General features: G+C 60.4%; 18 protein-coding genes. 15 read left to right on the top strand and 3 right to left on the bottom strand.

Going from position 1 to position 24,549, the window contains the following annotated elements; genetic code table 11:
• Positions 1 to 251: 251 nt before the first annotated feature.
• Both BLU63_RS11345 and BLU63_RS11340 read left to right on the top strand, forming a co-directional pair.
• The gene (locus BLU63_RS11345) at positions 252 to 512 is read left to right on the top strand and encodes an accessory factor UbiK family protein (protein ID WP_010465113.1); all 261 of its coding nucleotides are present in this window, start codon (positions 252 to 254) and stop codon (positions 510 to 512) included.
• A 418-nt stretch (positions 513 to 930) separates the two neighbouring features.
• Positions 931 to 1,458, top strand: a complete 528-nt coding sequence (locus BLU63_RS11340) for a BRO-N domain-containing protein (RefSeq protein WP_010465114.1) — start codon at positions 931 to 933, stop codon at positions 1,456 to 1,458.
• Here the strand turns inward: BLU63_RS11340 and BLU63_RS11335 are convergent.
• Positions 1,455 to 1,733, bottom strand: coding sequence for a HigA family addiction module antitoxin (locus BLU63_RS11335; RefSeq protein WP_042932484.1), 279 nt, complete (start codon positions 1,731 to 1,733; stop codon positions 1,455 to 1,457). The two genes, BLU63_RS11340 and BLU63_RS11335, sit on opposite strands and share 4 nt — an antisense overlap.
• Positions 1,734 to 2,027: 294 nt before the next feature.
• On the opposite strand from BLU63_RS11335, the gene BLU63_RS11330 reads away from it, so the two are divergent.
• Both BLU63_RS11330 and BLU63_RS11325 read left to right on the top strand, forming a co-directional pair.
• Complete coding sequence (locus BLU63_RS11330) at positions 2,028 to 3,521, top strand: YifB family Mg chelatase-like AAA ATPase (protein ID WP_083375477.1); 1,494 nt, start codon at positions 2,028 to 2,030, stop codon at positions 3,519 to 3,521.
• 57 nt (positions 3,522 to 3,578) lie between these two features.
• The gene (locus BLU63_RS11325) at positions 3,579 to 4,157 is read left to right on the top strand and encodes a hypothetical protein (protein ID WP_083375476.1); all 579 of its coding nucleotides are present in this window, start codon (positions 3,579 to 3,581) and stop codon (positions 4,155 to 4,157) included.
• Between the two features lie 342 nt (positions 4,158 to 4,499).
• Here BLU63_RS11325 and BLU63_RS11315 read toward each other — a convergent pair whose 3' ends face one another.
• Positions 4,500 to 5,711: an aldose 1-epimerase family protein gene (locus BLU63_RS11315; protein WP_077748592.1), complete on the bottom strand. Its 1,212-nt coding sequence runs from the start codon at positions 5,709 to 5,711 to the stop codon at positions 4,500 to 4,502.
• 266 nt (positions 5,712 to 5,977) lie between these two features.
• Between BLU63_RS11315 and BLU63_RS11310 the strand changes: the two genes are divergently transcribed.
• The 11 genes from BLU63_RS11310 to BLU63_RS11260 are packed head-to-tail and all read left to right on the top strand — an operon-like array spanning position 5,978 to position 22,373.
• Positions 5,978 to 7,351: an SrfA family protein gene (locus BLU63_RS11310; RefSeq protein ID WP_083375474.1), complete on the top strand. Its 1,374-nt coding sequence runs from the start codon at positions 5,978 to 5,980 to the stop codon at positions 7,349 to 7,351.
• A 17-nt stretch (positions 7,352 to 7,368) separates the two neighbouring features.
• The gene (locus BLU63_RS11305; RefSeq protein ID WP_010465128.1) at positions 7,369 to 10,434 is read left to right on the top strand and encodes a virulence factor SrfB; all 3,066 of its coding nucleotides are present in this window, start codon (positions 7,369 to 7,371) and stop codon (positions 10,432 to 10,434) included.
• Positions 10,431 to 13,142, top strand: a complete 2,712-nt coding sequence (locus BLU63_RS11300) for a putative virulence factor (protein WP_083375473.1) — start codon at positions 10,431 to 10,433, stop codon at positions 13,140 to 13,142. Before BLU63_RS11305 ends, BLU63_RS11300 begins: the two co-directional genes overlap by 4 nt.
• A 3-nt stretch (positions 13,143 to 13,145) precedes the next feature.
• Positions 13,146 to 14,162: a hypothetical protein gene (locus BLU63_RS11295; protein WP_083375472.1), complete on the top strand. Its 1,017-nt coding sequence runs from the start codon at positions 13,146 to 13,148 to the stop codon at positions 14,160 to 14,162.
• Positions 14,162 to 16,153 carry a vWA domain-containing protein gene (locus BLU63_RS11290; protein ID WP_083375471.1) on the top strand — a complete coding sequence of 664 codons (1,992 nt, stop codon included), beginning with the start codon at positions 14,162 to 14,164 and terminating at the stop codon, positions 16,151 to 16,153. The genes BLU63_RS11295 and BLU63_RS11290 overlap by 1 nt, the downstream gene beginning before the upstream one ends.
• Before the next feature lie 10 nt (positions 16,154 to 16,163).
• Entirely contained in the window at positions 16,164 to 16,865 is a 702-nt protein-coding gene (locus tag BLU63_RS11285; protein ID WP_010465137.1) for an ABC transporter ATP-binding protein, read from the top strand.
• Positions 16,849 to 18,072 (top strand): ABC transporter permease, encoded by a 1,224-nt coding sequence (locus tag BLU63_RS11280; RefSeq protein ID WP_010465139.1) that lies wholly within the window; start codon positions 16,849 to 16,851, stop codon positions 18,070 to 18,072. The genes BLU63_RS11285 and BLU63_RS11280 overlap by 17 nt, the downstream gene beginning before the upstream one ends.
• A complete protein-coding gene (locus tag BLU63_RS11275; protein WP_077748589.1) occupies positions 18,062 to 19,606 on the top strand; it encodes an SUMF1/EgtB/PvdO family nonheme iron enzyme in 1,545 nt (514 codons plus the stop codon). Before BLU63_RS11280 ends, BLU63_RS11275 begins: the two co-directional genes overlap by 11 nt.
• 45 nt (positions 19,607 to 19,651) lie before the next feature.
• Positions 19,652 to 20,383, top strand: coding sequence for a hypothetical protein (locus BLU63_RS11270; RefSeq protein ID WP_083375470.1), 732 nt, complete (start codon positions 19,652 to 19,654; stop codon positions 20,381 to 20,383).
• Between the two features lie 4 nt (positions 20,384 to 20,387).
• Positions 20,388 to 20,894 (top strand): hypothetical protein, encoded by a 507-nt coding sequence (locus BLU63_RS11265; RefSeq protein WP_010465145.1) that lies wholly within the window; start codon positions 20,388 to 20,390, stop codon positions 20,892 to 20,894.
• A 57-nt stretch (positions 20,895 to 20,951) separates the two neighbouring features.
• Positions 20,952 to 22,373: a vWA domain-containing protein gene (locus BLU63_RS11260; protein ID WP_083375469.1), complete on the top strand. Its 1,422-nt coding sequence runs from the start codon at positions 20,952 to 20,954 to the stop codon at positions 22,371 to 22,373.
• A gap of 139 nt (positions 22,374 to 22,512) precedes the next feature.
• Here the strand turns inward: BLU63_RS11260 and BLU63_RS11255 are convergent, their stop codons facing one another.
• On the bottom strand, positions 22,513 to 24,489 hold the full coding sequence (locus BLU63_RS11255) for a methyl-accepting chemotaxis protein (protein WP_010465150.1): 1,977 nt from the start codon (positions 24,487 to 24,489) through the stop codon (positions 22,513 to 22,515).
• Positions 24,490 to 24,549: the final 60 nt, after the last annotated feature.

Below are 24,549 nucleotides of genomic sequence, written 5' to 3'. Positions count from 1 at the left end.
CGTCACAGCGACTGCATCAGTGCATGGGTTACGACTGACTAAGCAGAAAGCTTGCCATCTCGCCAAAACCCACTGAATTCAACCCCTTGACCGCCGCCAACAGCCCCTTTCCTCAATCGGCCCCACGGATACGCACAACAACAGTGCGCAGCCGTCTGTCCACATGCGCGAAAAGCGTGCATCCCTGCTGACGGAATTGACTATAGACACTGCGTGATACACTGCCCGCCATTGTTGACAGGACATTTCCCATGCTCGCACCCAAAGATTTCCTCGACGCCCTGAGCGGCACCGCCTCCCGCCTCTTCAGCGGCGAAACCCCATTGCCGAAAAGCGAAATCGAAAGCCAGTTCAAGGCGTTGTTGCAGAGCGGCTTCAGCAAGCTGGACCTGGTGAGCCGGGAAGAGTTTGATAGCCAGATGGTTGTGCTGGCGCGGACCCGGGCACGGCTGGAAAGCCTCGAAGCGAAGGTTGCGGAGCTGGAAGCGAAGCTGAATCCGCCTGCCGAGTAACCCACCCCTTCAAGTCTAAACATACAAGCGAGCCTGCTCGCGATTAGAGTCACCTCGGTCTACCAGCCTTCCCACACTGGACCGACCAACCCTGTAGGACCTGCCAAAGGCTGCAATCTCCTGATCTGCCGCCCCGCCACCATCTCGGCAACGTCCTACAAAGATCACCACCGCCGTCCGATAGCGCCGTGAAGCCCAGGCTCCTAAGCTCATTCTCAGCTGAATATTCAGCACTGGGTTTGGCGACCTGGAAGCTTAAGGCGTACGACGACCATCTCTCGAGTCATGGCGGCTGTGCGTGGGAGACCTTCGGGTCTGCCGGGTTCCTTTTGCTCCGGTTCGCCAACCCGCGTACAGCTGCCACCCAATTGTTTGGCGACGATTGACGGCAGCCTCTTTAGCAAAAGGAGCTGTATTAATGAGTTGCGATAACGCTTATCTAGTCCCTCACGTCTTCACCCGCCACAAACTCCACCTCCACGCGCTTTTGATCGAAAACCAGCCTTGGTTCAGCGCCCGAGACCTGGGCCGTCTGCTTCGCCTTTTCCTCGACGAACGCGCCGTCCGAAAACTCGATCCCGATCAACATCAATCCGCGCGAGTCGTCATCCACGGCACCCTCGAAAACACCTTGCTGATCAGCGAATCCGGCGTCTACGCCCTGCTCGTCTACCACTACTGCCCCGAATACCGAGGCCTGCGTGAATGGCTGACCCACGACGTAGTGCCAGCCCTCAGAGACGCCCAACATCCGGCAACAAGCGAACGCCCGATTCTGAGTCTGTTGAACTGGCCGGAGATGTCGCTGAGTTTGCTGCACTGGAATAACCAGCCGTGGATTCGGTTGCAGGATGTTCCGCACATGCTTGCGGAGGGTGAACGGGCGCAACGGACGGTCAATGCGCCTTGGTGGAAGCGTGCTTCGCGGATGTTGCAATCGCTTTAAGTATTTAAAGCCCTACCACGTTCGATTCCAGCTTCCCGCAAATCGTAAGTCGCTTGCAGGTTCAGCCAGAACTCGGGCGTGGTGTTCAGGTGGCCAGATAGCTTCCCCGCTAGATCAGCACTGACACAACGCTGTTGCATCACGATGTCGTTGACCACATTTAACGGTTCGTTCAACGAATGGGCGAAAGCTGACTCTGAAATGCCCAACGGTTCAAGAAACTCCTCCTGAAGAATTTCGCCAGGATGAACGGGCCGCATTCCATTACTGTTCATTATCCTCTCCGAAGTCAGCGATCAATTAATGATCATAAGCAGCCCTGCCAGACAGACAAGAGCGCTCACCCACTTTCACCGGCGTCCGTCATTGTTCTAGGCAAGGTCCTACAAAAACATCATCCCGAGACCCATTACGTCGGCACCCCACGCTCGCTTACGCTTCATCACCAGAAAGACACTCGCAACATCCAGTGAAAGTTTGTCGCCTCATTCGTAACGCCGAAGAACAACACCCCGACTACCCTTCAAAAAACCGCAGGAAGCGGTTCCCGTAAAGCTCAAGGAACGACCATGTCCCTCTCCATCGTCCACAGCCGCGCCCAGATTGGCGTGGATGCGCCCGCCGTTACCGTAGAAGTCCACTTGGCCAACGGTTTGCCGTCCCTGACGATGGTCGGATTGCCCGAAGCGGCAGTAAAGGAAAGCAAGGACCGGGTACGCAGCGCGATTATCAATTCAGGGCTGCAATTCCCGGCACGGCGTATCACGTTGAATCTCGCTCCCGCTGACCTACCGAAGGACGGTGGACGATTTGATCTGGCCATTGCGCTGGGGATTCTGTCAGCCAGCGTGCAGGTGCCGACGTTGACGCTGGATGACATTGAGTGTCTGGGAGAGTTGGCGCTATCGGGCGCGGTGAGGGCAGTTCGCGGTGTGCTGCCGGCAGCATTAGCAGCACGCAAGGCCGGGCGGACGCTGGTAGTGCCGCGGGCAAATGCAGAAGAGGCGTGTCTGGCGTCGGGGTTGAAGGTGATCGCGGTGGATCATTTGCTTCAGGCGGTGGCGCACCTTAATGGACACACTCCAATCGAGCCCTTCGTATCCGATGGCTTGCTGTACGCCAGCATGCCGTACCCCGATTTGAATGAGGTGCAAGGTCAAATGTCAGCCAAGCGCGCGCTGCTGATAGCGGCGGCAGGTGCGCATAACTTGTTGTTCAGCGGTCCGCCGGGAACAGGGAAAACCCTGCTGGCCAGTCGTTTACCGGGGCTGCTACCGCCATTGGCTGAGAATGAAGCGCTTGAGGTCGCAGCAATTCAATCGGTTTCCAGTTGCGTGCCGCTGAGCCATTGGCCGCAACGACCGTTTCGCCAACCTCACCATTCCGCATCAGGCCCGGCACTGGTCGGCGGCGGCTCACGACCACAACCCGGCGAAATTACCCTCGCCCATCATGGCGTGCTGTTCCTGGACGAACTTCCTGAATTTGATCGCAAGGTATTGGAGGTTTTGAGAGAGCCTCTGGAATCCGGCCACATCGTGATATCCCGCGCCAAGGACCGCGTGCGCTTCCCGGCGCGATTCCAATTGGTGGCAGCAATGAATCCATGTCCCTGTGGATATCTTGGTGAACCGAGTGGTCGCTGCTCCTGTACGCCGGACATGGTCCAGCGCTACCGAAACAAACTGTCGGGGCCGCTGCTGGATCGCATTGACCTGCACCTGACCGTCGCCCGAGAAGCCACCGCATTAAACCCATCACAGAAACCCGGTGACGATACAGCCACCGCCGCGGCACTGGTCGCCGACGCAAGAGAGCGTCAAAACAAGCGCCAAGGCTGCGCCAATGCATTCCTCGATCTGCCTGGCCTGCGCAAACACTGCAAGTTATCCACAGCCGATGAAAACTGGCTGGAATCCGCGTGTGAACGACTGACCTTGTCGCTCAGAGCTGCTCACCGATTGCTCAAGGTCGCCCGCACCTTGGCGGATCTTGAGCAGGTCGATGGGATCACCCGCGAGCATTTGGCAGAAGCGCTGCAATACCGACCGACCTCAGCGTAATCGATGACTATCACAGCAAATCATTCAGATAATATTCAGAGAGAGCGTCAGTAATACATGAAGTTACTAAGAAGTCATTGGATCAGATTCGTCTATTGCCTGATAAGCATTGCTATCGTATGGGCGGCGCTATTGCAGCAGGAAATTGTTGTTGGCTCTCCGACAACCCTGAACAACTTTTCCTACATTGGCACAGTCATTACGATCGTCGCGCTAATCATTTCAATATCCGAAGTTCTGCACAGTGTTCGTTACTCACGCAGCATCAGTGCTGAAGCCAACAGAATACTCAAGGACGCAAAAGCTGTAGAAGGCGCCTCGGCCGTCAGTGAATGCCTTGCGACGCTCAATGAAGCAGCAGGTTATGTGGACACCGAAAACTATCCATTGGCGCTGAAGTGCTATCAGCATTTCAGGATTCTGTTTGCCAAAATACCCGGTACAGGTCAGGAGTTCGAAAGGATTGACAATATCCTTGGAGAAACTGAAATCACCATCAGAAAAGGGGTTTTCGCGACGGCAAACGCTCCGCTCGAAAAGCCGATCAGAATCCTTCTTCACCACAATCTTGAAAACATCAAAGAAAACCTCGAAAAGGTTAACCCGGCCAGAGGGCGTCAATATGCTACCGCCTAGATTTCTCGATTTCATCAAAGCACTCACCGCGAGAACGGAGAGAGGCGAATTCTCCTGGAGTTATGACGACAACAACTCGTTTGTGAAACTCAAGGAAAATGACTTTTCTCTTTCATTGCGTTACAGCTTCAACGCCGACGAGAAATATGCGGAGTACGTTATCTATTACATCGACGAGATCGGAAATAAGGAGCATCGGTTTTATACCAACCAAACCTGGAACGACTGCGATTTCATCCGGCGTCTGTTTGATGCGGCACAAGCGTCAGAAATGAGACTTCCTTTTTAGCCTTTTGATGAGCGGTGAACCACAGACTTCCACTGCTCATCTCGAAAGGCCGCTTACTCTTTGGTCAAATCCACCAGCGGCGCCTGCCTTACCTCAGTCTCCCGCCCACCTTGAATCTCACTCACACGCTTCAACGCCTTATCCACAGCCCCCTTATCTGCCAACAAGCTGTAATGGATTTGAAACTGCCTCTGCTCTTTAACCCCAATCATCGGCACCAAACCAATCGGCCGCTGATACCGACGGTTGTAAGAAAAACTCGTCCCCGGTTCCAACCCGGTCACATACCCCTGCCCTTGCGTATCCGTGTTCTTCCACAACGAAAACACCGGCAACTGCTGCGTATTGAACCCCACCGACACCCCAAGGCTCCCGGCTTTGTTATGCAACACGGTCAGCGTGTCGCCCTTGGCATCGCCATAAGGCACGACGTTGTAAACCGTCTCGTCGTAGTCCTTGGTCGGTGCACGGTAAGTCTGCCAATCCGGTAAATCCCCTTTGGCCTTGTCGTTGAACGGCGACACCTGTTTAACCGGCGCAGCAAAACGCGCGCCCTGCTCCAGGAATGGCGTGCTGAAGTTGCTGTGGTACAGCGCCTGGTATTCCTTCGGGTAGTCGCCGTTGTTGGTCAACGTGTCGTTCAGGGCGAACGCTACGCTGCCGGGTTCAGTGACCAACTCAGTCACCACCGAGAAATCGACTTTTTTGAACGCCTGCTCTTTCAGCTCGCCGCGCAGGCTGATGGCGTAAGGCGGTTTTTCATCGATGTGCAGGGTGACTTTGCTGGCCGGGATGTTGGCGGCGCGGCCATGCAGGGTCAGCAGTTCGCCGTTGTCGATGCCGGGATGGCCGACCCATTCGTAGCCGCAGCGAGCCACCAGTTCGTTGAAGCCTTCGAGCCAGCCCAGTCCGCCGCGGCCGTTGAGTTCGATGAAGGACGGATTGACCACGTCCTTGACCGGAGAGTCCCAGCCCATGCGCACATCGCCGACCGATGCTTGCAACACGTTCATGCCGCGAGTGGGCACCACCGAGAGTTTCATTGTGCCGTTATCGATGTCGACGATGCTGACGCCCTCTTGCCGGCCGCCGTGCAAGGTGCGCAGGGTCACGGAGAAGGGTTTGTCGGTTTTGACACCGAGTTGCTGGCTGGTGATCTGCCAGTTCTGGGCAGCCTTGTCGCTGTCGAGCAGGACGTAGTCCCAGGCCATGGCGTGGGAGGCGGACAGCGCGCCAAGGGCAACGACTAATTTGAGCGGGGTCATGGGGAAGCCTTTTTTGGAGTTGTGCATTTTTTATAGCGCTGATGAAACGATTCAGCAAGCTTAAAAAAGCGGACGTCCGAGTCTTCCCAAATCAATTCACATTGCCCCCATGCAACCTCCGCACGCTTACGCTAGTCTCATACGGTTTTGGACCTCTGCTGATTGACGGCGACATCATTATGACATTAAGGTCGCCAGCTAAATGCAGGAGCAGGAACAGACACCTTTGTCTGTCATTTTTGCGCAACGGAACATATGGAGTTTGAATGCGCGGGGCATTATTACGCAGCGGTAAGAGCGGGTCATTCACAGCCCTGGGCGAAACAGGTCAACCGGTCTATCGGGCTGCCCTGCAATTGCGCGAAGCCATTCGCCGCAAGAACCCCGACATGGTCGACCACCTGGCCATTCCTCAAAGCGATGAACTCGGCAACCAGATCGATTGGTACAGCGGTATCGAAGGCGATGTGATCCCGTGGAGCAGTGCGACCGAAGAAGAACGCGCTCCGGCCCGTCGCCAACTTGAAGCCCTGAAGACTGCGCTCGATGAGTTGAGCCAGCGTTTCCTGGGCACGGACCCGGCCGAACAGCAGCAAGGCGACAAAGCCGTGTTCGGCAAGCTGCTCAAGCGCGTCATTCATTTCCCTGACGAAAACTTCGTCTACCTGGTGCAAGGCAAGCCGGTGCTGACCTTTTGGGGTTTCGAGCACGCCGGTACCGGCAATCGCGATCCCCTGCACTGCCTTTATCAGGTTCCGCCCGTCTTCACGCTGCCACCCGTGGTTGAAGAACCGGTGGTGGCGCCCGTCGTGCCCGTGGTAGCTCGTCCGTGGTGGCGTCGCTGGTGGTGGCTGTTGCTGCTGCCGCTCCTGTTGCTGCTGTTGTGGCTGTTGCTCGGCCTGCGCGGTTGCGTACCGATTCCATTGGTGGCGGTGGACTTGCTGCCCGAGGGCATCGTGCCGGTGGAAAATCAGCTGGAAGAGCCACAACTGACCGGCAATGTCACAACGCTGAATAGCGTTCCCGTGACCGGCACGGTCGCTGGTTCCACCACAGGCACCGCCGTGACCGGCACCCAAGGCGCGGAAGCGCCGGCGCTCGCTGGCAACGAAGCTGACGCCGCGACTGCCGGCATCACGCAAGACCCGGCCGCCGAATCCCCAACCGCGCCACCGGAAGCCGAAGCCGAAGCCAAAACCGAGGCACCTGTCACCACACCGCCCGACGCACAAAAATCCGCCGCCGCAGCCGCAACCACAAAACCGGGCCCGGCCTTGAGCATTCCGCCTGACGCCGCCGACGGTGCCGCCAAGTTCCTCGACGGTCAGTACCGCGCCGGTGCCGGCATTCAGGATCGCCGGACCGGCAAGCCGCTGCGCCTGGAATACCAGCTCAAGGACGGTAAGGGCGAAGTCACCGTACACCAGGCCGACGGCACGAAATGCAGCGGGCCGGTGAGCGCTACCATGAAAGGCGGCAGCCTCGCCATCGACAGCCAGGGCCAGGCCGTGTGCGGCGATGGCAGCACTTACGACATGCCCAAGGTCAACTGCCGCAAAGGGGCGACCACGGTCGCGGACTGCACCGGCGGTTACGGAAAAGATCAATTCCCCATGTCCATGCGGCAAATGGGCGAATAAGACTGGAATAACCCGACATGTTGCCTGAAGTCACCCAATTCGAAGACACCGTCACGCTCGTCAGTGACACCGGTATCCAGTTCATGGATTTCGCCCTGCGCCTGGATCCTCGCAAGGAACCGGCGGGCGAGTTCGCGCCGATGATCAGCGGGCTGATCTGCCGGCTGATGTACAACGAAGAGAAAGACTTCTACTTCTACGAGCCCGAACCGGAAAAGGTCGAGAAGGCCAAGCCGGCGTTCAGCGTCGACATGAAAAGCAGCCTCGAGCTGCTGGACGGTGTCTGGCTGCCGACGCCGTTTTTCCGTTTCATGCCGCCGCACCGCTTCGACGAAGGCCCGACCAACTGGTCGCGGATGCGCCTGGTGAAACTGGCCACGCCAGACATCGACGGCAACACCCATCGCCTTACGATGGCGTTCGACAGCCGCGTCATGCCCAAGCGTGACGGCACCGCCTACCTGGCGCCGAACGAAGAAGACATCAGCTCCGGCGTGTCCTTCAAACTGGCGACCAAGGCCAGCGAAACCCGTTGGTTCCTGGCCCAGCCATGGGTCAACGAATGGCTGCTCGAAGTGTTCAACGAAGGCAATGCCCATCGTTCCCGCGAAGAGCTGGACATCGACATCCGCGCCAACCATCACCTGGCGCACTACCTCAACCTGCTGAGCCTGTTGAGCACGCCGTCTGCGGCAGCGCAGTCGACCGCCAGGCCGAAGGTGGAAATCCCTGAGCTGAAAGTGGTGGCCAACGACAGCAATGGCCTGGTCAAACCGATTCCGGTGGACCTGGTGCTGGACGTCGGCAACTCACGCACCTGCGGCATCCTGATCGAGAACCACGGTCAGGCCGGCTCCGGGCTGAAGCAGAATTACGTGCTGGAACTGCGCGACCTGATCACCCCCGAACACACCTACAACCTGCCGTTCGAAAGCCGTGTGGAGTTTGCCCAGGCGTATTTCGGCAAGGACCACTGCTCGGTCAAGAGCGGCCGTCACGATGCGTTCCAGTGGGCGACGATCGCCCGGGTCGGCAACGAGGCCAGCCGTCTGGCCAGCCGCCGTCGCGGCACCGAAGGCTCGACGGGCCTGTCCAGCCCGAAACGTTACCTGTGGGATGAAAACGCCTACGGCCACGGCTGGCGTTTCAACTGCTCGTACATCAAGACCGACAACGAGCCCTACGCCACCGCCGCGCCGTTCTCGCACCTGATCAACGAAACCGGCGAGGCGCTTTACAGCCTCGAAGAAGACGATCGTCTGCCGGTGTTCATGCCGCGTTACTCGCGCAGCTCGCTGATGACCTTCATGCTCGCCGAAGTGCTGGCCCAGGCGTTGTCGCAGATCAACAGCCCGGCCCAACGCTCGCGCCAGGGTCACACCCGCGTGCCGCGCCAGCTCAACAGCATCACCCTGACCGTGCCGCCGGGCATGCCCCAGGCCGAGCGCAGCATCCTCAACGAACGCATGCAGCAGGCCATCGGCCTGGTGTGGAAAAGCCTCGGCTGGCACGCCGGCGAGGAAGATCCGCATCAGGATCAGGCCGTCAGCCCGCGCACGCCGATCCCGAGCATCCGCGTGGAATGGGACGAAGCCTCCTGCGGCCAGTTGGTGTACCTGTACACCGAGGTCAACGAGAACTTCGCCGGTCACCCGGAAGAGTTTTTCGACACCATCGCCCGGCCAGACAAGACCGACCGCGAACGCATCACCCTGGCGACCATCGACATCGGCGGTGGCACCACCGACCTGGTCATCACCGACTATCGCCTCGACCGCGCCGGCAACACCGGCAGCGGCAGCAACGTGCACATCGTGCCCGAGCAGCGTTTCCGCGATGGCTTCAAAGTGGCCGGCGACGACATCCTGCTGGACGTGATTCAGGATTTCATCCTGCCGAGCTTCGAGAAAGCCTTGCAGAACGCCGGTGTAAAAGCCCCGGATTCGCTGATGTCGCGGCTGTGCGGCGACGAATCGGTCAGCGCGCAGGACATGATTCTGCGCCAGCAACTGAACCTGCAGGTGTTCGCACCGCTGGGCCTTGCGTTGCTTAAGGCCTACGAGCATTACGACCCGCAAGTCCCGCAGGAAGTCAGCCCGCAAAGCTACCGCCAGTTGCTGGGCGACAACGCGATCAGCCAGACCGTCCTTGACTACGTCAACGCCGCCGTGCGCCGTGATGTCGGGGGTCAGAGCGGTTTCGACCTGTACGAATCGCTGATCGGCTTCGACCTGCAAAAGCTCCACGCTGCGTTCCTCAACGATCAGATCAACATCACCAAGATCCTCGGCGCACTCTGTGAAGTGGTCGCGCACTATCCGTGCGATGTTCTGCTGCTGACTGGCCGCCCTTCGCGTCTACCGGGCATCCAGGCGTTCATTCGCAAGGTTCTGCCGCTGCCACCCGGGCGCATTCTGGCGCTGCAAAACTATCGCACCGGCGGCTGGTACCCGTTCCACAAGAACGGCCGCATTGACGACCCGAAAAGCACCGCTTCGGTGGGCGCGATGTTGTGCCTGTTGTGCGCCAACCACAGCGTGCCGAACTTCTACTTCCGCTCTTCGGCGCTCAAACCGTATTCGACGGTCAAGCACATCGGCGTCATAGACCTGAACAACGTGATCAAGGATGCCGACGTGCTGTACCGCGACATCCAGTCCGAAGACTACAAAATCAAGTTGCCGGAAATCGGCACGGGCGATGACGCCGACACGCCGCAGCTGGAAATGCGCGGCGACCTGCGTCTCGGTTTCCGCCAGTTGGCCGCTGATCGCTGGGCGGCTTCGCCGCTGTACACCCTGCGGTTCACCAAGGCCGGCCGGGAAAAGTTCTCCCGGGCTATTGGAGAAAACGGCAGCGCGCCGCTGCTCAAGGTGCGCTTCGAGGTCAAGGCGGCCGACAAGTACACGCGCAAGCAGGATCTGGTCAGCGACCGCCTTTCGGTTCGCGACATCGAATCCAACAGTAACAACGTCAACTTCAACCCGCGCAGCGACCTCGAGCTGGAACTCAACACCATGCTCGACGCCGGCCTGAGCGAGACCAAGTACTGGCTCGACAGTGGAAGTGTGAAACGCAAATGAATGACCTGACCCCCGAACAAACTCAGCTTTCAGCCCGCTGGGCCGCTGTTTATGAAGGTGCCGGTCAGGCGCTGGAATGGATTGGCCAGACACGCGGCAACGCACCACGGCTGGACAGCGAAGCCGACAACCTGAACATCCGCCTGCACCGCGCCCGCAACCTGGCCCACAGCCTCGGTCGCGTGGCCTGCACGCCGATGACCATTGGCTTTTTCGGCTTGTCCCAAGCCGGCAAGTCCTACTTGATTTCGGCCCTCGCGGCCGGTCAGAACGGCAAACTGGAAACCGATTTCGGTGGCCAGCGCCTGGACTTCATCAAGCACATCAACCCGGTGGGTGGCGGCAAGGAAGCCACCGGCCTGGTGACGCGCTTCAGCCGCCGCGCCACGCCGAGCCAGGATCCGCAGTTCCCGGTCGAACTGACGCTGTTCAAGGAAATCGAGCTGGCGAAGATTCTCGCCAACTCGTGGTTCAAGGACTTCGACCTTGAGCGGATCTCCTACGAGATCGACGAAGCGCGCATCCAGCGCGTGTTGAAACCATTCGAAGGGCGCGAGACCGGGCCGCTGCAACCGGGCGTCAGCGCTGACGATCTGGTGTCGCTGTGGGATTACCTGCGCGACAACTTCCGCAACTCGGTGAAGAAGCTTGAGCACCTGTATTGGCCGACGGCGCTGCAACTGGCGCCACGCCTGAACTTCCAGGAGCGTGCCGAGCTGTTTTCCATCCTTTGGGGTGAGCAAAGCGAGCTGACGCGCGTTTACCAGCAATTGGCCGGCGCGCTGCACAAGCTGGGCCTGCCCGAGACCGTCTTCGCGCCTTTGAAGGCTTTGGTAAGTTTCGAAAACGACACCTACAGCCAGCGCGACAGCATCATGAACGTCGACATCCTCGAGCGCTTCGGCAGCCCGCGGGACTTGCCGATCGACGTGCGGCCCCGGGTCGACGGACGCCTGCAAAACAGCCAGGGCATCCCGGTCGCGCAACTGGCGGCACTGACCGCCGAGATGACTTTCGGGTTGATCGAAGCCCCGGCGGACGACATCGTCAACCAGGTCGACTTGCTGGATTTCCCCGGTTATCGCGGGCGCAAGAAGCTGCACGAGATAGCCGACTCCAACGACCCGGAATCCGCCACCAAGGACAACTCCGTCTCGCAGCTGATTCTGCGCGGCAAGGTCGCTTACCTGTTCGAACGCTACACCGACAACCAGGAAATGAACGCGCTGGTGGTCTGCACCGGTTCGACCAAACAGAGCGACGTCAACGACGTCGGCCCGGTGCTGACGCGCTGGATCGAAAAGACTCAAGGCGCCGACGCGGCCGCCCGCAGTAAACGCGACACCGGTCTGATCTGGGCCCTGACCATGCTCGACCTGCGCATCACCAACTCCCTGAGCCTGACGCCTGATCAGTACGACGAGAGTTGGAACGGCATGGTCAAGCTGACCATGCTCGAACGCTTCGGCAGCCTGAGCTGGATGAACGACTGGGCCGGCACGCCGTTCCAGAACACCTTCCTGGTGCGTAAACCGCGCATGGATGCCGCATTCATCGTGCAAGACGCCAGCGGCGCCGAAACCGGCCTCAACCCCAGCTACCTGGAGCGCGTCGACGCCCTGGGCACAAGCTTTGCCGGCAACGAACTGGTGTGCAAACACATCAACAATCCCGCCAACGCCTGGAAAGAAATGCTGCGCAACGATGACGGTGGCATCAGCCATTTCAGCGGCAGTTTCAAAGGCGTGGCCAACATTGAATTCAAACTGCAGCGCATCCGCGAACAGCTCAGCGAATGCCTCGAAGGCCTGACCACTCACGGCCTGAGCACCTGGTATCACGCCGACGGTGACGGTGCCGCAGCCGCCAAAAAAGCCCAGGCGCAGATGATACTGACGGGGCTGGGCCGTCGTCCGGCCGTGCTCGGCGAGTTCATCGATGAACTCGACATGCCCAGCGAGTCGGTGCGCGACCTGTACCTCAGCGGTGTATACGAAACCGATGACGCGCCCGCCGCCAGCGATGAGCCGGCCGCGCCGACACCGAGCCAGAGCCTGTACGGCAACGACGCCGGGTTCGATTTTGATTTCGGCGACGACCTGAGTCACGACACACCGGCCGCCAGTAAATCCAACACCCCGACGCCGGAACTGCAAAGCAACGAACACCGCTTCGCCAAAGCCGCGTTCAAGGCCTGGATTGCACACCTGCGCGAATTGACCACCCGGCAAAGCCTGCTCACCCTGCTAGGACTGGAAAAAGCGTTGATCGAAGCGGTGGTCGACGAATTGATCACGGCCGGTTACCGCCAGGACTTGCCCGGCCAACTGAGCCGTGCGGTGCTCAAGCGTGCACAAAGCGGCGCACGGCGCGACCAACTGGTCGAACGCCAGGTGCTGGAAGTGCAACGCGTGCTGCGCGACTTCGTGTCCTGGTTCGGCTACCTGCAAAAACCGGTCAACGAGCGCCCGAACAGCCGTGCCGGTGCCAAGGCGCCCTTGTTCTCGTTCTATACCGACATCGGTCCGGGACAAGTGCCGGTGTTGCCGCCGCAACCGGCTAACCAGGCGCAGCGGTATCTGGGTGACTGGCTCTCGGGCCTGGCCTACATCACGCAGGACAATGCCGGCCATGGTGCCGGTCGCGAAATCACCCCTGAACAGAATGAACGGCTGGGCCATGTGCTCACAGCCTTCACAGCGAGATAAGCAATGCCAATTCGTGTCGACCTGCTCGCCTTAGAACCCAACGTGCCTGGCCAGGCGTGCCTCACTGTGAAGAAATGGCAGGGTGGCGAAGAACAGCTGGAGTTCTCCATTCAGCGTAACCAGGACGGGTTCTACCTCCAGGATCAGAAAGCCTGGAGCAGCAATCCGTTCTGGTTCAAGGTCTCGCGCTTCAGCGTTGCGACCAGTGGTGAAGCCCTTGAAGCCCAGGTCGGCCCGGAAGTAGTCGACCCGCTGCTCGAAGGCGGCACCAACTCGCAATTCATGATCGAGCTACGCGAACAGAGCCAGGGGCACACCGACAAAGGCGTGGTCCGTCCAGGCGTCGGGTTGCTGCCGTCCACGGCCGGTGGCCAGACGCGTTCGACTTACGGTGGTGCAGACTTGAGCGCACCTGCTGCACCGGAACCCGAAATTCCAGAGCTGCCGGAATTGGTCCTGAACACCGCCGAGCCAGAAATCGAACTGGAATCGGTGCCAAACGAACCTGCTTACACACCGCCTCCACCCCCGGTAAAGAAAAGCAAAAAAGGCCTCATCGGCCTCGCGCTCGTCGTGCTGTTGCTGGTGGCCGCAGCGGCCGGGTTCTGGTTCTACAAACGTACTCCGGTCCCCGCCCCGGCCATCGCTGCCGCCGTACCGGCCGGTGCCGATGCGCAAGCCTGCACCCTCGACAGCATGAACAGCCTGCCCGAGCTGACCTTCGTCCAGACCTGCATCAAGGCCGCGCCCGACAGTGCCAAGTTGCTGGAGATCATCAACGAAGCCAAGGCCGGCAAACACTGCGGTGTTGCCCAGCGCCTGTACGCCAACCGTGCCCAGGCCGGTGACGCGCTGATCGCCAACGCCTATGCCCGCGAGTACGACCCTAAATACCTGAAAGCCAGCGAGTGCTTCCCGGCCGCGGACAACGCCACCGCCGCCTACTGGTATGAAACGATCCTGACCCAGGACCCGAACAACGCCGAAGCCAAACAGCGTTTCGAGGAGTTGCAGAAGTGATGCGTTCTCCCCTGAGTCGTTTCCTGCTGAGCGGCGCCGCGCTGTTGGCACTGTGCATCAGCCCGTTGTCCCAGGCCGAAGACAAACCGCTGATCCAGGCCGGTAAAAAGACCTTGTTCCAGCGCGTACTGACCACCCCGGGCTGCAAACTCAGCCCGACGGCAGGCGGCGCGGCAGGCGATGCACAACCAGTCTTCAGCCGCTTCTATGTTTATGAGCGTGCTCAAGCGGCCAACGCCGAATGGCTCAAAGTCGGTCCCGACAGTTACGGCAAAACCATTGGCTGGTTGCCCGCCAGCTGCACCACCGACTGGAAAATGCAGCTGACACTGGCGTTCACCAACCCGGCCAACCGCGACCGGCTGCTGTTCTTCAAGGATCGCGCCACTGTCGAAGGCATCCTTGATGCACCGGACCCGGTGAGCAAAGTCGCCCCGCTGCGGGCCACGCTGAAAAAGGGCAAGCAAGCACCGGGCGTGCTCGCCGAAGAACCTGAATACTTCGTCGACCTGCAAAAGCAGTTCTACCTGCTGCCGGTCCTCAGCGGCGAAGAAGTGATGACCGAAGGCGGTTTCCGCACGCGGCTGCTGAACGTCGCATCGGTCAGCAAGCCCGATGACCAGAACGCCAAGGGTGGTGCGGCCAACAGCGCGGCCGGTGGCAAGGAAGCCGAGGACAAGGCGGCCAACCAACTGAAGGAATTCACTGCAGCGGTGGTGTTTGTCATCGACTCGACGATCTCGATGGACCCGTACATCGACCGCACTCGCGAGGCGATCCGCAAGGTCTATCAGCAGATCGAATCGCAGAACCTCGGCAAGCAGGTCAAGTTCGGCCTGGTGGCGTTCCGCTCCAACACCCAGGCGGTGCCAGGCCTGGAATACACCACCAAAATGTATGCCGACCCGACTCAAGTGAAGGACAGTTCCGACTTCCTCGCCAAGGTCGCCGACCTCAAACAAGCCAAAGTATCGAGCAGCAGTTTCGACGAAGACGCCTTTGCCGGTGTCATGGAGAGCATCGACAAGGTCGACTGGAGCCAGTTCGGTGCGCGCTACGTGGTGTTGATCACCGACGCGGGCGCCATCGAAGGCGACGACAAGCTGTCGAAAACCGGTTTGAGCGCCTCGCAGGTTCGCCTCGAAGCCGCCAACCCGGGCGTGGCGATTTACACCCTGCACCTGAAAACCCCGGCCGGAATCAAGGACCACGCCAAGGCCGAGGCGCAGTATCAGAATCTGTCGACCTACCCGGGCACCAACACCTCGCTGTATTACCCGGTGAACGCGGGCGATATTCAGGAGTTCGGGCGCAAGGTGGATTCGCTGGCCACCGCGATCACCTCGCAAGTGAAAGCCGCCTACATGGGCGAAGACGCCATCGGCAGCGCGGTGAACGCCAAGCAGGACCCGGCCGAGAAGAAAATGCTCGAAGACGCGGCACTGATCGGCCACGCCATGCAACTTGCCTATCTGGGCGAGAAGACCAACAGCAAGGCACCGCCAGTGTTCAAGGCGTGGATCACTGACCGTGACCTGATCAAGCAGAACATCCCGACCACGGATGTGCGGGTGCTGCTGACCAAATCCCAGCTCAGCGACTTGAGCGACGTGATGAAGCAGATCCTCGATGCGGCCAACGAAGGCCTGATCTCGCCGACGGAAATGTTCGAGCGCCTGCGCTCGGTGGCCGCCACCATGGGCGCCGATCCCAATCAGCTCAAGCAGAACGGCAACACCAAACTGGCGGACATGGGCGTGCTCGGCGAGTACCTCGAAGACCTGCCGTATCAGAGCGAAGTGCTGAACCTGGACGAAGAAACCTGGAAGAGCTGGGATGGCCTGGCGCAGGAGAAATTCATCCGCACGCTCAATACCAAACTGCGGCACTACCAGCGTTACAACGCTGACGTCGACCGTTGGGTGGCTTTAGCCAAGGACAGCGATGCACGGGACAACGTGTACCCCGTGCCACTGGAAATGATGCCTTAACGAGACGCCGATGCTCGATATCAAGAACCTGCTGGTGCGCCGAGGAGAAGGTGCGCTGGCTCATCATGTGCGCCTGCCGCACCTGCACGTCGGTGCCGGGGAAATCCTCGCCATCACCGGCGAGAGCGGCAGCGGCAAAAGCACGTTGCTCGAAGCCATCGGCCTGTTGCTGGCGCCGATAGAGCTCGAGCGTTTTCGGCTGGGCGCAACGCAGGATCAAGACATCGCACAATTGCTGGCCAGCGATGACCAGCCGGCCCTGGCGGCGGTACGTTCGCGGCACTTGGGATTCATTTTGCAGAGCGGCGGTTTGCTGCCGTTTTTGAGCGTGCGCGACAACATCAGCCTGCCCCGTCGTTTGCTCGGCATGCCGGTCAAGAGCGCGCACATCGATCACGCGGTTGAGGTGCTGCGCCTGCAAGGCTTGCTGGATAAACACCCTCAAGCGTTGTCGATCGGTGAACGCCAACGCGTGGCCTGCGTGCGGGCGATTGCCCATGAGCCGCTGCTGCTGTTGGCCGACGAGCCGACAGCGGCACTCGATCCGCACAGCGCCCGGCGCTTGTTCGAATTGTTGATGAGCCTGGTGTCGAGCATGGGCCTGAGTGCGCTCGTTGTGTCCCATGACTGGGCCCTGCTGAAGGATTTCGGCTTGCCGCGACTCGGCGCTATCAGCCGTCAGGGAGAGACTCTGTTTGAACCGATGGACTGACCGCTTGCGCCTGCTCGCAACGCTGGCCCTGCAAGACCTCTGGCACGACCGCAAGGTGTCGTTGTGCATCGCCGCCTCGCTGGTGGCGGTGATCGCGCCGCTGTTGCTGCTGTTCGGCCTCAAGCACGGCGTGGTCAGCCAGTTGCAGGACGAACTGCTGCGCGACCCGCGCAACCTTGAAGTAAAGATGCTCAGCAACGGCAACTACGACAGCGCCTGGATCGAACGGGTGCGCCAGCGTCCCGAGACCGGATTTGCCCTCGGCCAGACCCGCTCGCTCAACACCCAGGCAGATTTGCTGATGGGCATGCAACGGTTTGTCGAAGGCGCGGAAATCATCGCCACCGAACCCGGCGACCCGCAGTTGAACCTGCCACAACTCAACCCGACCGGCGACCAAGTGATCCTCAGCGCCCGCGCCGCGCAACGCTTGCAGGCCAAGGTCGGCGACCGCGTGCAACTGCGCGTGTTGCGCCGACTTGAAGGCGTCAACGAGCGCGGCGAGATGACGCTGACTGTGCTGGCAGTACTCGACGGCGCTCGTTTCGGCCGCGCAGCCGGGTTTGTTGCCCCTCCGTTGTTGCTGGACCTGGAGCGCTTTCGCGACGGTTATCAGGTCAGCGCATTCGGCATCGAAACCGGCAAGCCGTTGGGCGACCTGCAACCGCTGTATGCCCGCGCCCGCCTTTATGCCCGCGACATCGATCAAGTGGCGCCGCTGGAACGCTGGCTCAACGAACAACACATCGAAACTTCAAGCCGACTGGCCGACATCGACAACGTCAAAGCCATCAACCATGTGCTGGGGCTGATCTTCGGGGTTATCGCCCTCGCCGCGCTGATCGGCTGTGTGGCGTCGATGGTCGGGGCGTTCCTGGCCAACATCGACCGCAAGCGCAAAAGCCTCGCGGTGCTGCGCCTGCTGGGTTTCAAACGCACGGCGGTCGCCGGTTTCGTGGTCTTGCAAGCGCTGGTGCTGAGCCTGGCCGGCTACCTCGGTGGATTGGGCTTTTACGCTGTCGGCAGCCATTTGTTCGACTACCTGCTCGGCAGCAGCCAGGCCACCGGCACTTTTGTTTGCCACATCACACTCTGGCACGGCCTCGCCGCCCTGCTCCTGACCTTTCTGGTCGCTGCACTGGTGGCCGTGATCGGCGCCGTGCGAGCGATCAACATCCAACCTGCGGAGAGTCTGCGTGAGCTATAAACGTTTTGGCTTGCTGTTGCCCCTGAGCCTCGGCTACCTGCTCGACGCTTCGGCGGCGGGCTGGGAAGAGAAGTATTACAACCCGATGCCCGAGGCCAGCGACGTCGTGCTGCCGATGCCGTGCGAAGGCTCGATGGTGTTTCGCAAGGTGTTCATTCCGGTCGCCGGACCGCTTGACGACTACCCGATCAACATCGGTCAGGACGGCGCGGAATACGGCTACGTCGAACAGACCCGGCCGACCTTCATCGCCGGCAGTTTCACCGGCGCCAAGAATGACAAATCCCGCTACTACCTGATGGCCAAGTACGAGATGAGTCAGCTCCAATACGCCGCGCTGACCGAAGAAACCTGCCCCACCGCCGCCACCAAAATGCGCCTGCCGCAAGTGTCCGTGAGCTGGGTGCAAGCCGTCGAAGCGGCCGACAAATACAACCTGTGGCTGCGCAAAAACGCGGCCGGCAAATTGCCGAAAGAAGACGGCGCACTGGGCTTCCTGCGCCTGCCGACGGAAGTCGAGTGGGAGTTCGCGGCGCGCGGTGGCCTGGAAGTCGGCGCAGCGGAATTTCGCGATACGCGCTACCCGATGCCCGACGGTATCAACGCCTACGAGTGGTTCGCGGGGGCGCAATCGTCCAACGGCAAACTGCAATTGTCCGGCCTGCAAAAGCCTAATCCATTGGGCTTGCACGACATGCTCGGCAACGTCGACGAGATGATGTTCGAGCCGTTCCGCCTGAACAAACTCGACCGCCAGCACGGCCAGGCCGGTGGCTATGTGGTCCGTGGCGGCAACTACCTGACCGCCCAGGCCGACCTGCGCACCGGCTTGCGCAAGGAAGAGCCGTACTACAACGCCGAAGGCCAGGTGAAAAACAAAACCACCGGTATGCGACTGGTGCTGGTCTCGCCGACCCTGACGTCCCGCGAGCGTGTCGCCAGCATTGAAAGCAGCTGGAAGAAACTCGGCACCGGCAGCAAGGAAACCGAGTCGGCAGATAAAGGCACCGTTCAGTCACTGAACACCCTGGCCTCGGGCGTCGAAGACAAGGCGCTCAAGGAAAAGCTTCAGGCGCTGGAAAACCAATTGCGCGCCAGCAACCAGCAGCAGGAAGAAACCCGCGACCAGGCGATCCGCGCCAGCCTCAACCTCGGTGCGTTCCTGTGCACCAAGATGCTCGACGACGGCCAGTACGTGGACTTCTTGCAGAAGAACTACAAGCTGAACTGCGAATCCGCCGATAAAGACGCCAGTTGCGACATGCGCAAAGGCAAGCTCGACGAGCAGAAGGATCGCCTGCACAAACTCAGCCGTTACTACGCCAGCAGCCTGGTGGAATCGGCAACCTTGTATGGCCAGCCGCTGCTGGAAGCGCAGGTGCCGGTGATGGAAGAAATCATCACCCGCAACAAGCAGCTGCAAGAACTCAAACCCTATTTGCGCACCCACTGGGCCAATCAGAAGACCTTCCTGCAAAAGCAGAAGATCGACACTGATGCCTGGCTGACCAGCTGCAAGACCGTCACTCAATAACTTACTCAACAACAACAGCCAACACCGTCACCAAGGAGTTTCACCATGTCGCGCAGCCTCTGGACTCGCTTCAAGCTACAGATCGCTTTTGTCCTCACTGGCAGCCTGTTGCTGACAGGTTGTGCCAACACCGGCAGCTCGATGCTCGGTGGCAGCGAGGGGGCCGACCCGCGTCTGACCCAAGGCAATGACGCAGAGTTTTTCAGCAAATCCGGTTACCAGGCCTGTGCGGTCGGCGCCGGTGTCGGCATCCTCGGTTGCGCACTGTCCAATAGCAGCAACAAGGCGGTCTGCGCCATCGCCGCCGGTATTACCGCGTGTGGCGTGGCCATGGGCGCGAACTATTACCTGGATCAACGTCGCAGCGAATACTCCGACACCACCACCCGCCTGGCGAAGATGAACAGCGACGTCGAGCAAGACACCCAGAACGTGATCGCCCGTACCGCGACCGCTCAGCAAGTCATCAATGATGACCAGGCGCAAATCGCCCAGATCAAAAAGGACATCGCCAACAAGAAAGTCGACAAGGCCAAGGCCCAAGTGCAAATCGCCGAGATCGATTCGAACATCGCGCGCCTGCGTAAAGACCTCGGCAACATGCGCACCAAGGTCACCGAGTACACCAAAGTGGCGGATGCCGAGCGTGCACAAGGCGCCGGTGCCGAGATCAAGCAGGTGGACATGAACATTTTGAAAATGAACCAGAAAGTCGCCGCCCTGCAAAAGGAAGTCGACGGTCTGTACAACCAGCGTTCCGCGATCACCCTGGGCTAAGCACATGACTCTACGACAGCTGGCGGTCCTCACCGCCGTCCTGGCCCTGAGCGGTTGCGCGACGAAGCCGGGCGAATGCGATGCGACCAATCGCGACAGCAGCATGCTGACCAAGATGAACTGCGACTACTCTGGTGGTTATAGCGACCAGGTCAAACAGAAGGAACTGGCCCTGACCGCGTCCCGCCAGGAAAACGCGATGTTCCGCCAGGTGTACGAGAACATTCAGGCCCAGCAGCTCAGCACCAAGACCGATCTGGCCAGCCAGCAGAAGTCCCAGGCGGCGCTGAACCAGTCGCTGGGCCAGTTGCTGACCTCGCTCAAGGCCCGGCATGGCAACCAAAGCCAGGTGCAGAAGCAGATTGCCGGGCTCGAGCAGCAGCTCAAGGCCTCCCAGGCAGCGCCCGTGACCAAGACCTCACCCGCGACGCTGGCTGCCAAGCAGGAACAACTGAAGGCCTTGCAGAAGAAAGTGAATCAGCTGCAATTCAGCCTCGGTTACGAAGAGTAACTTTTCACCCCGCAGGCCTGCCGATGGCGGCCTGCACCCTTTTCAGGAATCGTCGTCATGCAGCGGGTCATCAGGGATGCGCAAGCCACACCAGAGGGGATGAGTGCGCTGCAAGCCAAAGTCGCCCTCATCCAGAAACACTTTCCGCCGACCGTCGCCAGCCTCTTCGCCATCCCGCGAATGGGCAGCGGTGACGTGCTGGAATGGTGGACTGAACTGGGTGGCCAACCCACGCCCTATGCCGACCTCAACGAGGACGCGCAACGACGTTTGCTGGAAACCTATGAAGTGCGTCAGACGTCCCTTGGACAGTTGGCGGACGAACTGCAAAAACGCGGTCAGCCCACCGTAGCGGATGACCTGCGCAGCCTGCTCGGCACGCCCGAGCTGGATAAACTCTACAGCCTCAACGGCGAGCCGCTGGTGGTGCGCTGGAACCAGCGCCCGCCCAAACCGATCGTGCCGCCGGTTGTTCCAGTGGTGCCGGTAGTGCCGCCGTCGCGTCGCGGCTGGTGGATCGCGGCGGCCTTGCTGGCGCTGCTGTTGCTGCTTCTGGCGCTGTGGCTTTGGTGGTTCTTGCACCGTGAACCCGTTGTCGTGGTTCCACCTGTAGCGCCAGTGGTGACGCCGGTCGAGAAACCGGTTGAGAAACCGGTTGAGCCTGTTCCCGAGCCTGTCGTGGAACCCGAGCCGGTTCCAGAACCGGAACCCGTGCCAGAACCTGTGCCGGTGCCGGTGCCGGAACCCAAGCCCGTCCCGCCACCAAAACCGGTCGTGGCCGCCCCGCCACCGGCCCCGACGCTGGACAACTTCGCCTGCCGCAAAAAAGCGCCCAACGCAGAGATCCCGCAATTTGTGGTGGTGCTCGACACTTCGGGTTCGATGGATTTGAACATCAAGTCTGTGAAAGCCGACGAGGACTGGTTCTTCGGCAACGAGCTCAACAAGTACCTGGATGTGAACCGCACCACGCAGATCTTCGCCAAACCGAGCCGCATGGACGTCGCCAAGGACTCGCTGGCCGGCATGATCAACGGGCTGGACCCGAAGATCGACACGCGCCTGATCACCTTCGCCGGCTGCGAAAGAACGCCGGACCAGGGCGTGTTCAAGTTCGGCGACCGTCAGCGGCTGATCAACGGGATTCGAGGCCTGGTGCCCAACGACGGCACACCACTGGCCGACAGCCTGGCCCACGCGGCAAGCACCGTCGACGGGCGCAATAACGACGCCGTGATCGTGATGTTCGTCGACGGTGAGGACGGTTGCCAGAAAGACGTGTGCGCCGTGTCCCGCCAAATCGCCAGGGATCAACCGCGGCTGCGGGTCAACGTAGTGAAAATCGGTGCCGGCGGCCCGTCACGTTGCATCGCTGAAAACACCGGCGGCCGGGTTTACAGCAGCACCAATGCGGCGGAGCTGGGCAAGCAGTTGAAACTGGCGAGCAAGGAAGTGTCGAGCAATGCCAAGTGTGATTGATCGTCTGATCTGAACATTGAGGTGAGCCCTTCGCGGGCAAGCCTCGCTCCCACAGGTGATATGTCGTTCACACAAGAGTGGAACGCCACATGCCCCTGTAGGAGCGAGGCTTGCCCGCGAAGACTATTTCAGCGACGACTCAACGAAACCGGTCAACCTCTTGGCGCAAGTCCGCCGCCAGCTTCTCCAGCTCTTTGGCGGTCACGGCCAGGTTCGACACCACTTCGCGCTGCTCGCTGTTTGCCAGCGCAATGCTTTGCAGGTTGCTGCTGAGCAAGGTCGCGGTGCTGCTCTGCTCCTGGGTCGCGGTGGTGATCGCCGCAAATTGCTGGCCCGCCGAGCGGCTTTGCTCATCGATCCGCGCCAGGGCCGAGGCCACGTTGGCATTGCGTGACAAGCCTTCCTGCATCAGCACATTGCCCTGTTCCATGGTGCTGATCGCATTGCCGGTTTCCTGCTGGATGCTTTGAATCATCCCGGAAATTTCGTCAGTGGCCTGACGCGTACGCGAAGCCAGGTTGCGCACCTCGTCGGCGACCACCGCAAAACCACGACCTTGCTCACCGGCGCGGGCCGCTTCGATGGCCGCGTTCAGCGCCAACAGGTTGGTTTGATCGGCGATCGAGGTAATCACCCCGACGATGCCGCCGATTTCCTGGGAGCGCTGCCCCAAGGTATTGATCACGATGGCGGTGCTGTTCAAGGCGCCAGCGATTTGCTCCAGCGACGAGGACGCCTCGTCCATCGAGGTACGACCGATCTGGGTTTGCTGTGCGTTTTCCTGCGCCAGACGCTGGGTGCTGCCCATGTTGTCGGCAATGTTCAGCGAGGTTGCGCTGAACTCTTCCACGGCACCGGCCATGCTGGTGATTTCGCCCGACTGCTGCTCCATCCCTTCATAGGCACCGCCGGACAGACCGGACAACGCCTGGGCACGGCTGTTGACCTCGACCGAGGCCTTGCGAATGTGCTCGACCATGGTCGACAAGGCTTGGCTCATCTGGTTGAAGGCACGGGCCAGCTGACCGATTTCGTCGTTGCTCGACACGCTCAGGCGCACGCTCAAATCACCGGCGCCCAGGGCTTCTGCCTGACGCACCAGATCACCCAGCGGCGCAAGTTTGCTGCGCAGCAGCCAGACCGCCGAGCCGACGGCGATTAACGTCGCCAGCAGACTGCCGATCGCCAGTTGAATGCCGACGCTCCAGGTCACGGCGCTGATTTCGGCTTTCGGCATGCTTGCCACCACCGACCATGGGCCGCCTTCAAACGGCACGGCCACGCTGTAGAAGTCTTCGGACTTGTCGCTCCAGAAATCACCCTTGCCCGGGGTTTTCGCCAGATCGACGATGGCCGGGACTGCTTGATCCAGCGCTTGCACACCCGCAATCGGCACCAACCACTTCTTCTGCTCATCGAGCAGCGCCAGCGAGCCGGTCTGGCCGATGCGGAAGCGTTTGAGGTTCTCAAACTGTGCGTTCTGTGCGTCGGTGTAATCGAATCCTACGAACAGCACGGCAATCACCTTACCGCTGCTGTCGCGTACAGGCGTGTACTGCGTCATGTAGGAACGGTCGAACAGCAAGGCGCGGCCGACATAACTCTGCCCCGCCATCAAGCGTGCATAGGCCGGGTGAGCGTGGTCCAGCAGGGTGCCGATGGCCCGGTTGCCGTCCTGCTTGGTCAAGGACGTGCTGACGCGGATGAAATCTTCACCGCTGCGCACAAACACCGTCGCAACGCCCGCGGTCATCTGCTTGAACTCGTCGACTTCCTTGAAGTTGTTGTTCAACACTTCGCTGCCCAGGTGCAGGCCCGGGGTCTGCGTACCCGCCACGGCCACCGGTTCGTCCGGGTGCACGCTCAGGCCGGCGCTGAAGCGCTTCTCGAACAGACCGGCCAGACGCTGAGTGCTTTCACGCAACGTGCCGTGAAAGGTACTCAACTGGTCGGCCAGCAACCGGGCTTCACTGGCCAGGTGCTCTTCGCGGGTGGCGAGGTTGGCGGAGTCCAGCGAACGCAGGGCGAACACGGTACTGCCAGTGATGACGATCGCCAGTATCACGGCAAGCGCAAGACCAAGCTGTGAGGCGATCCGAGCACGAGGTTGAGACATGACAGCTCCTGGCCAAGTGACCGGATCATCCTGATCACGATGCACACTCAGCAAAATTCT

Origin of the sequence: Pseudomonas mandelii, from assembly GCF_900106065.1 — a bacterium.
GTDB classification, from domain to species: Bacteria; Pseudomonadota; Gammaproteobacteria; order Pseudomonadales; family Pseudomonadaceae; genus Aquipseudomonas; species Aquipseudomonas mandelii.
The sequence above is the reverse complement of the archived record's forward strand: the minus strand, read 5'-3'. Positions and strand labels throughout refer to the sequence as shown.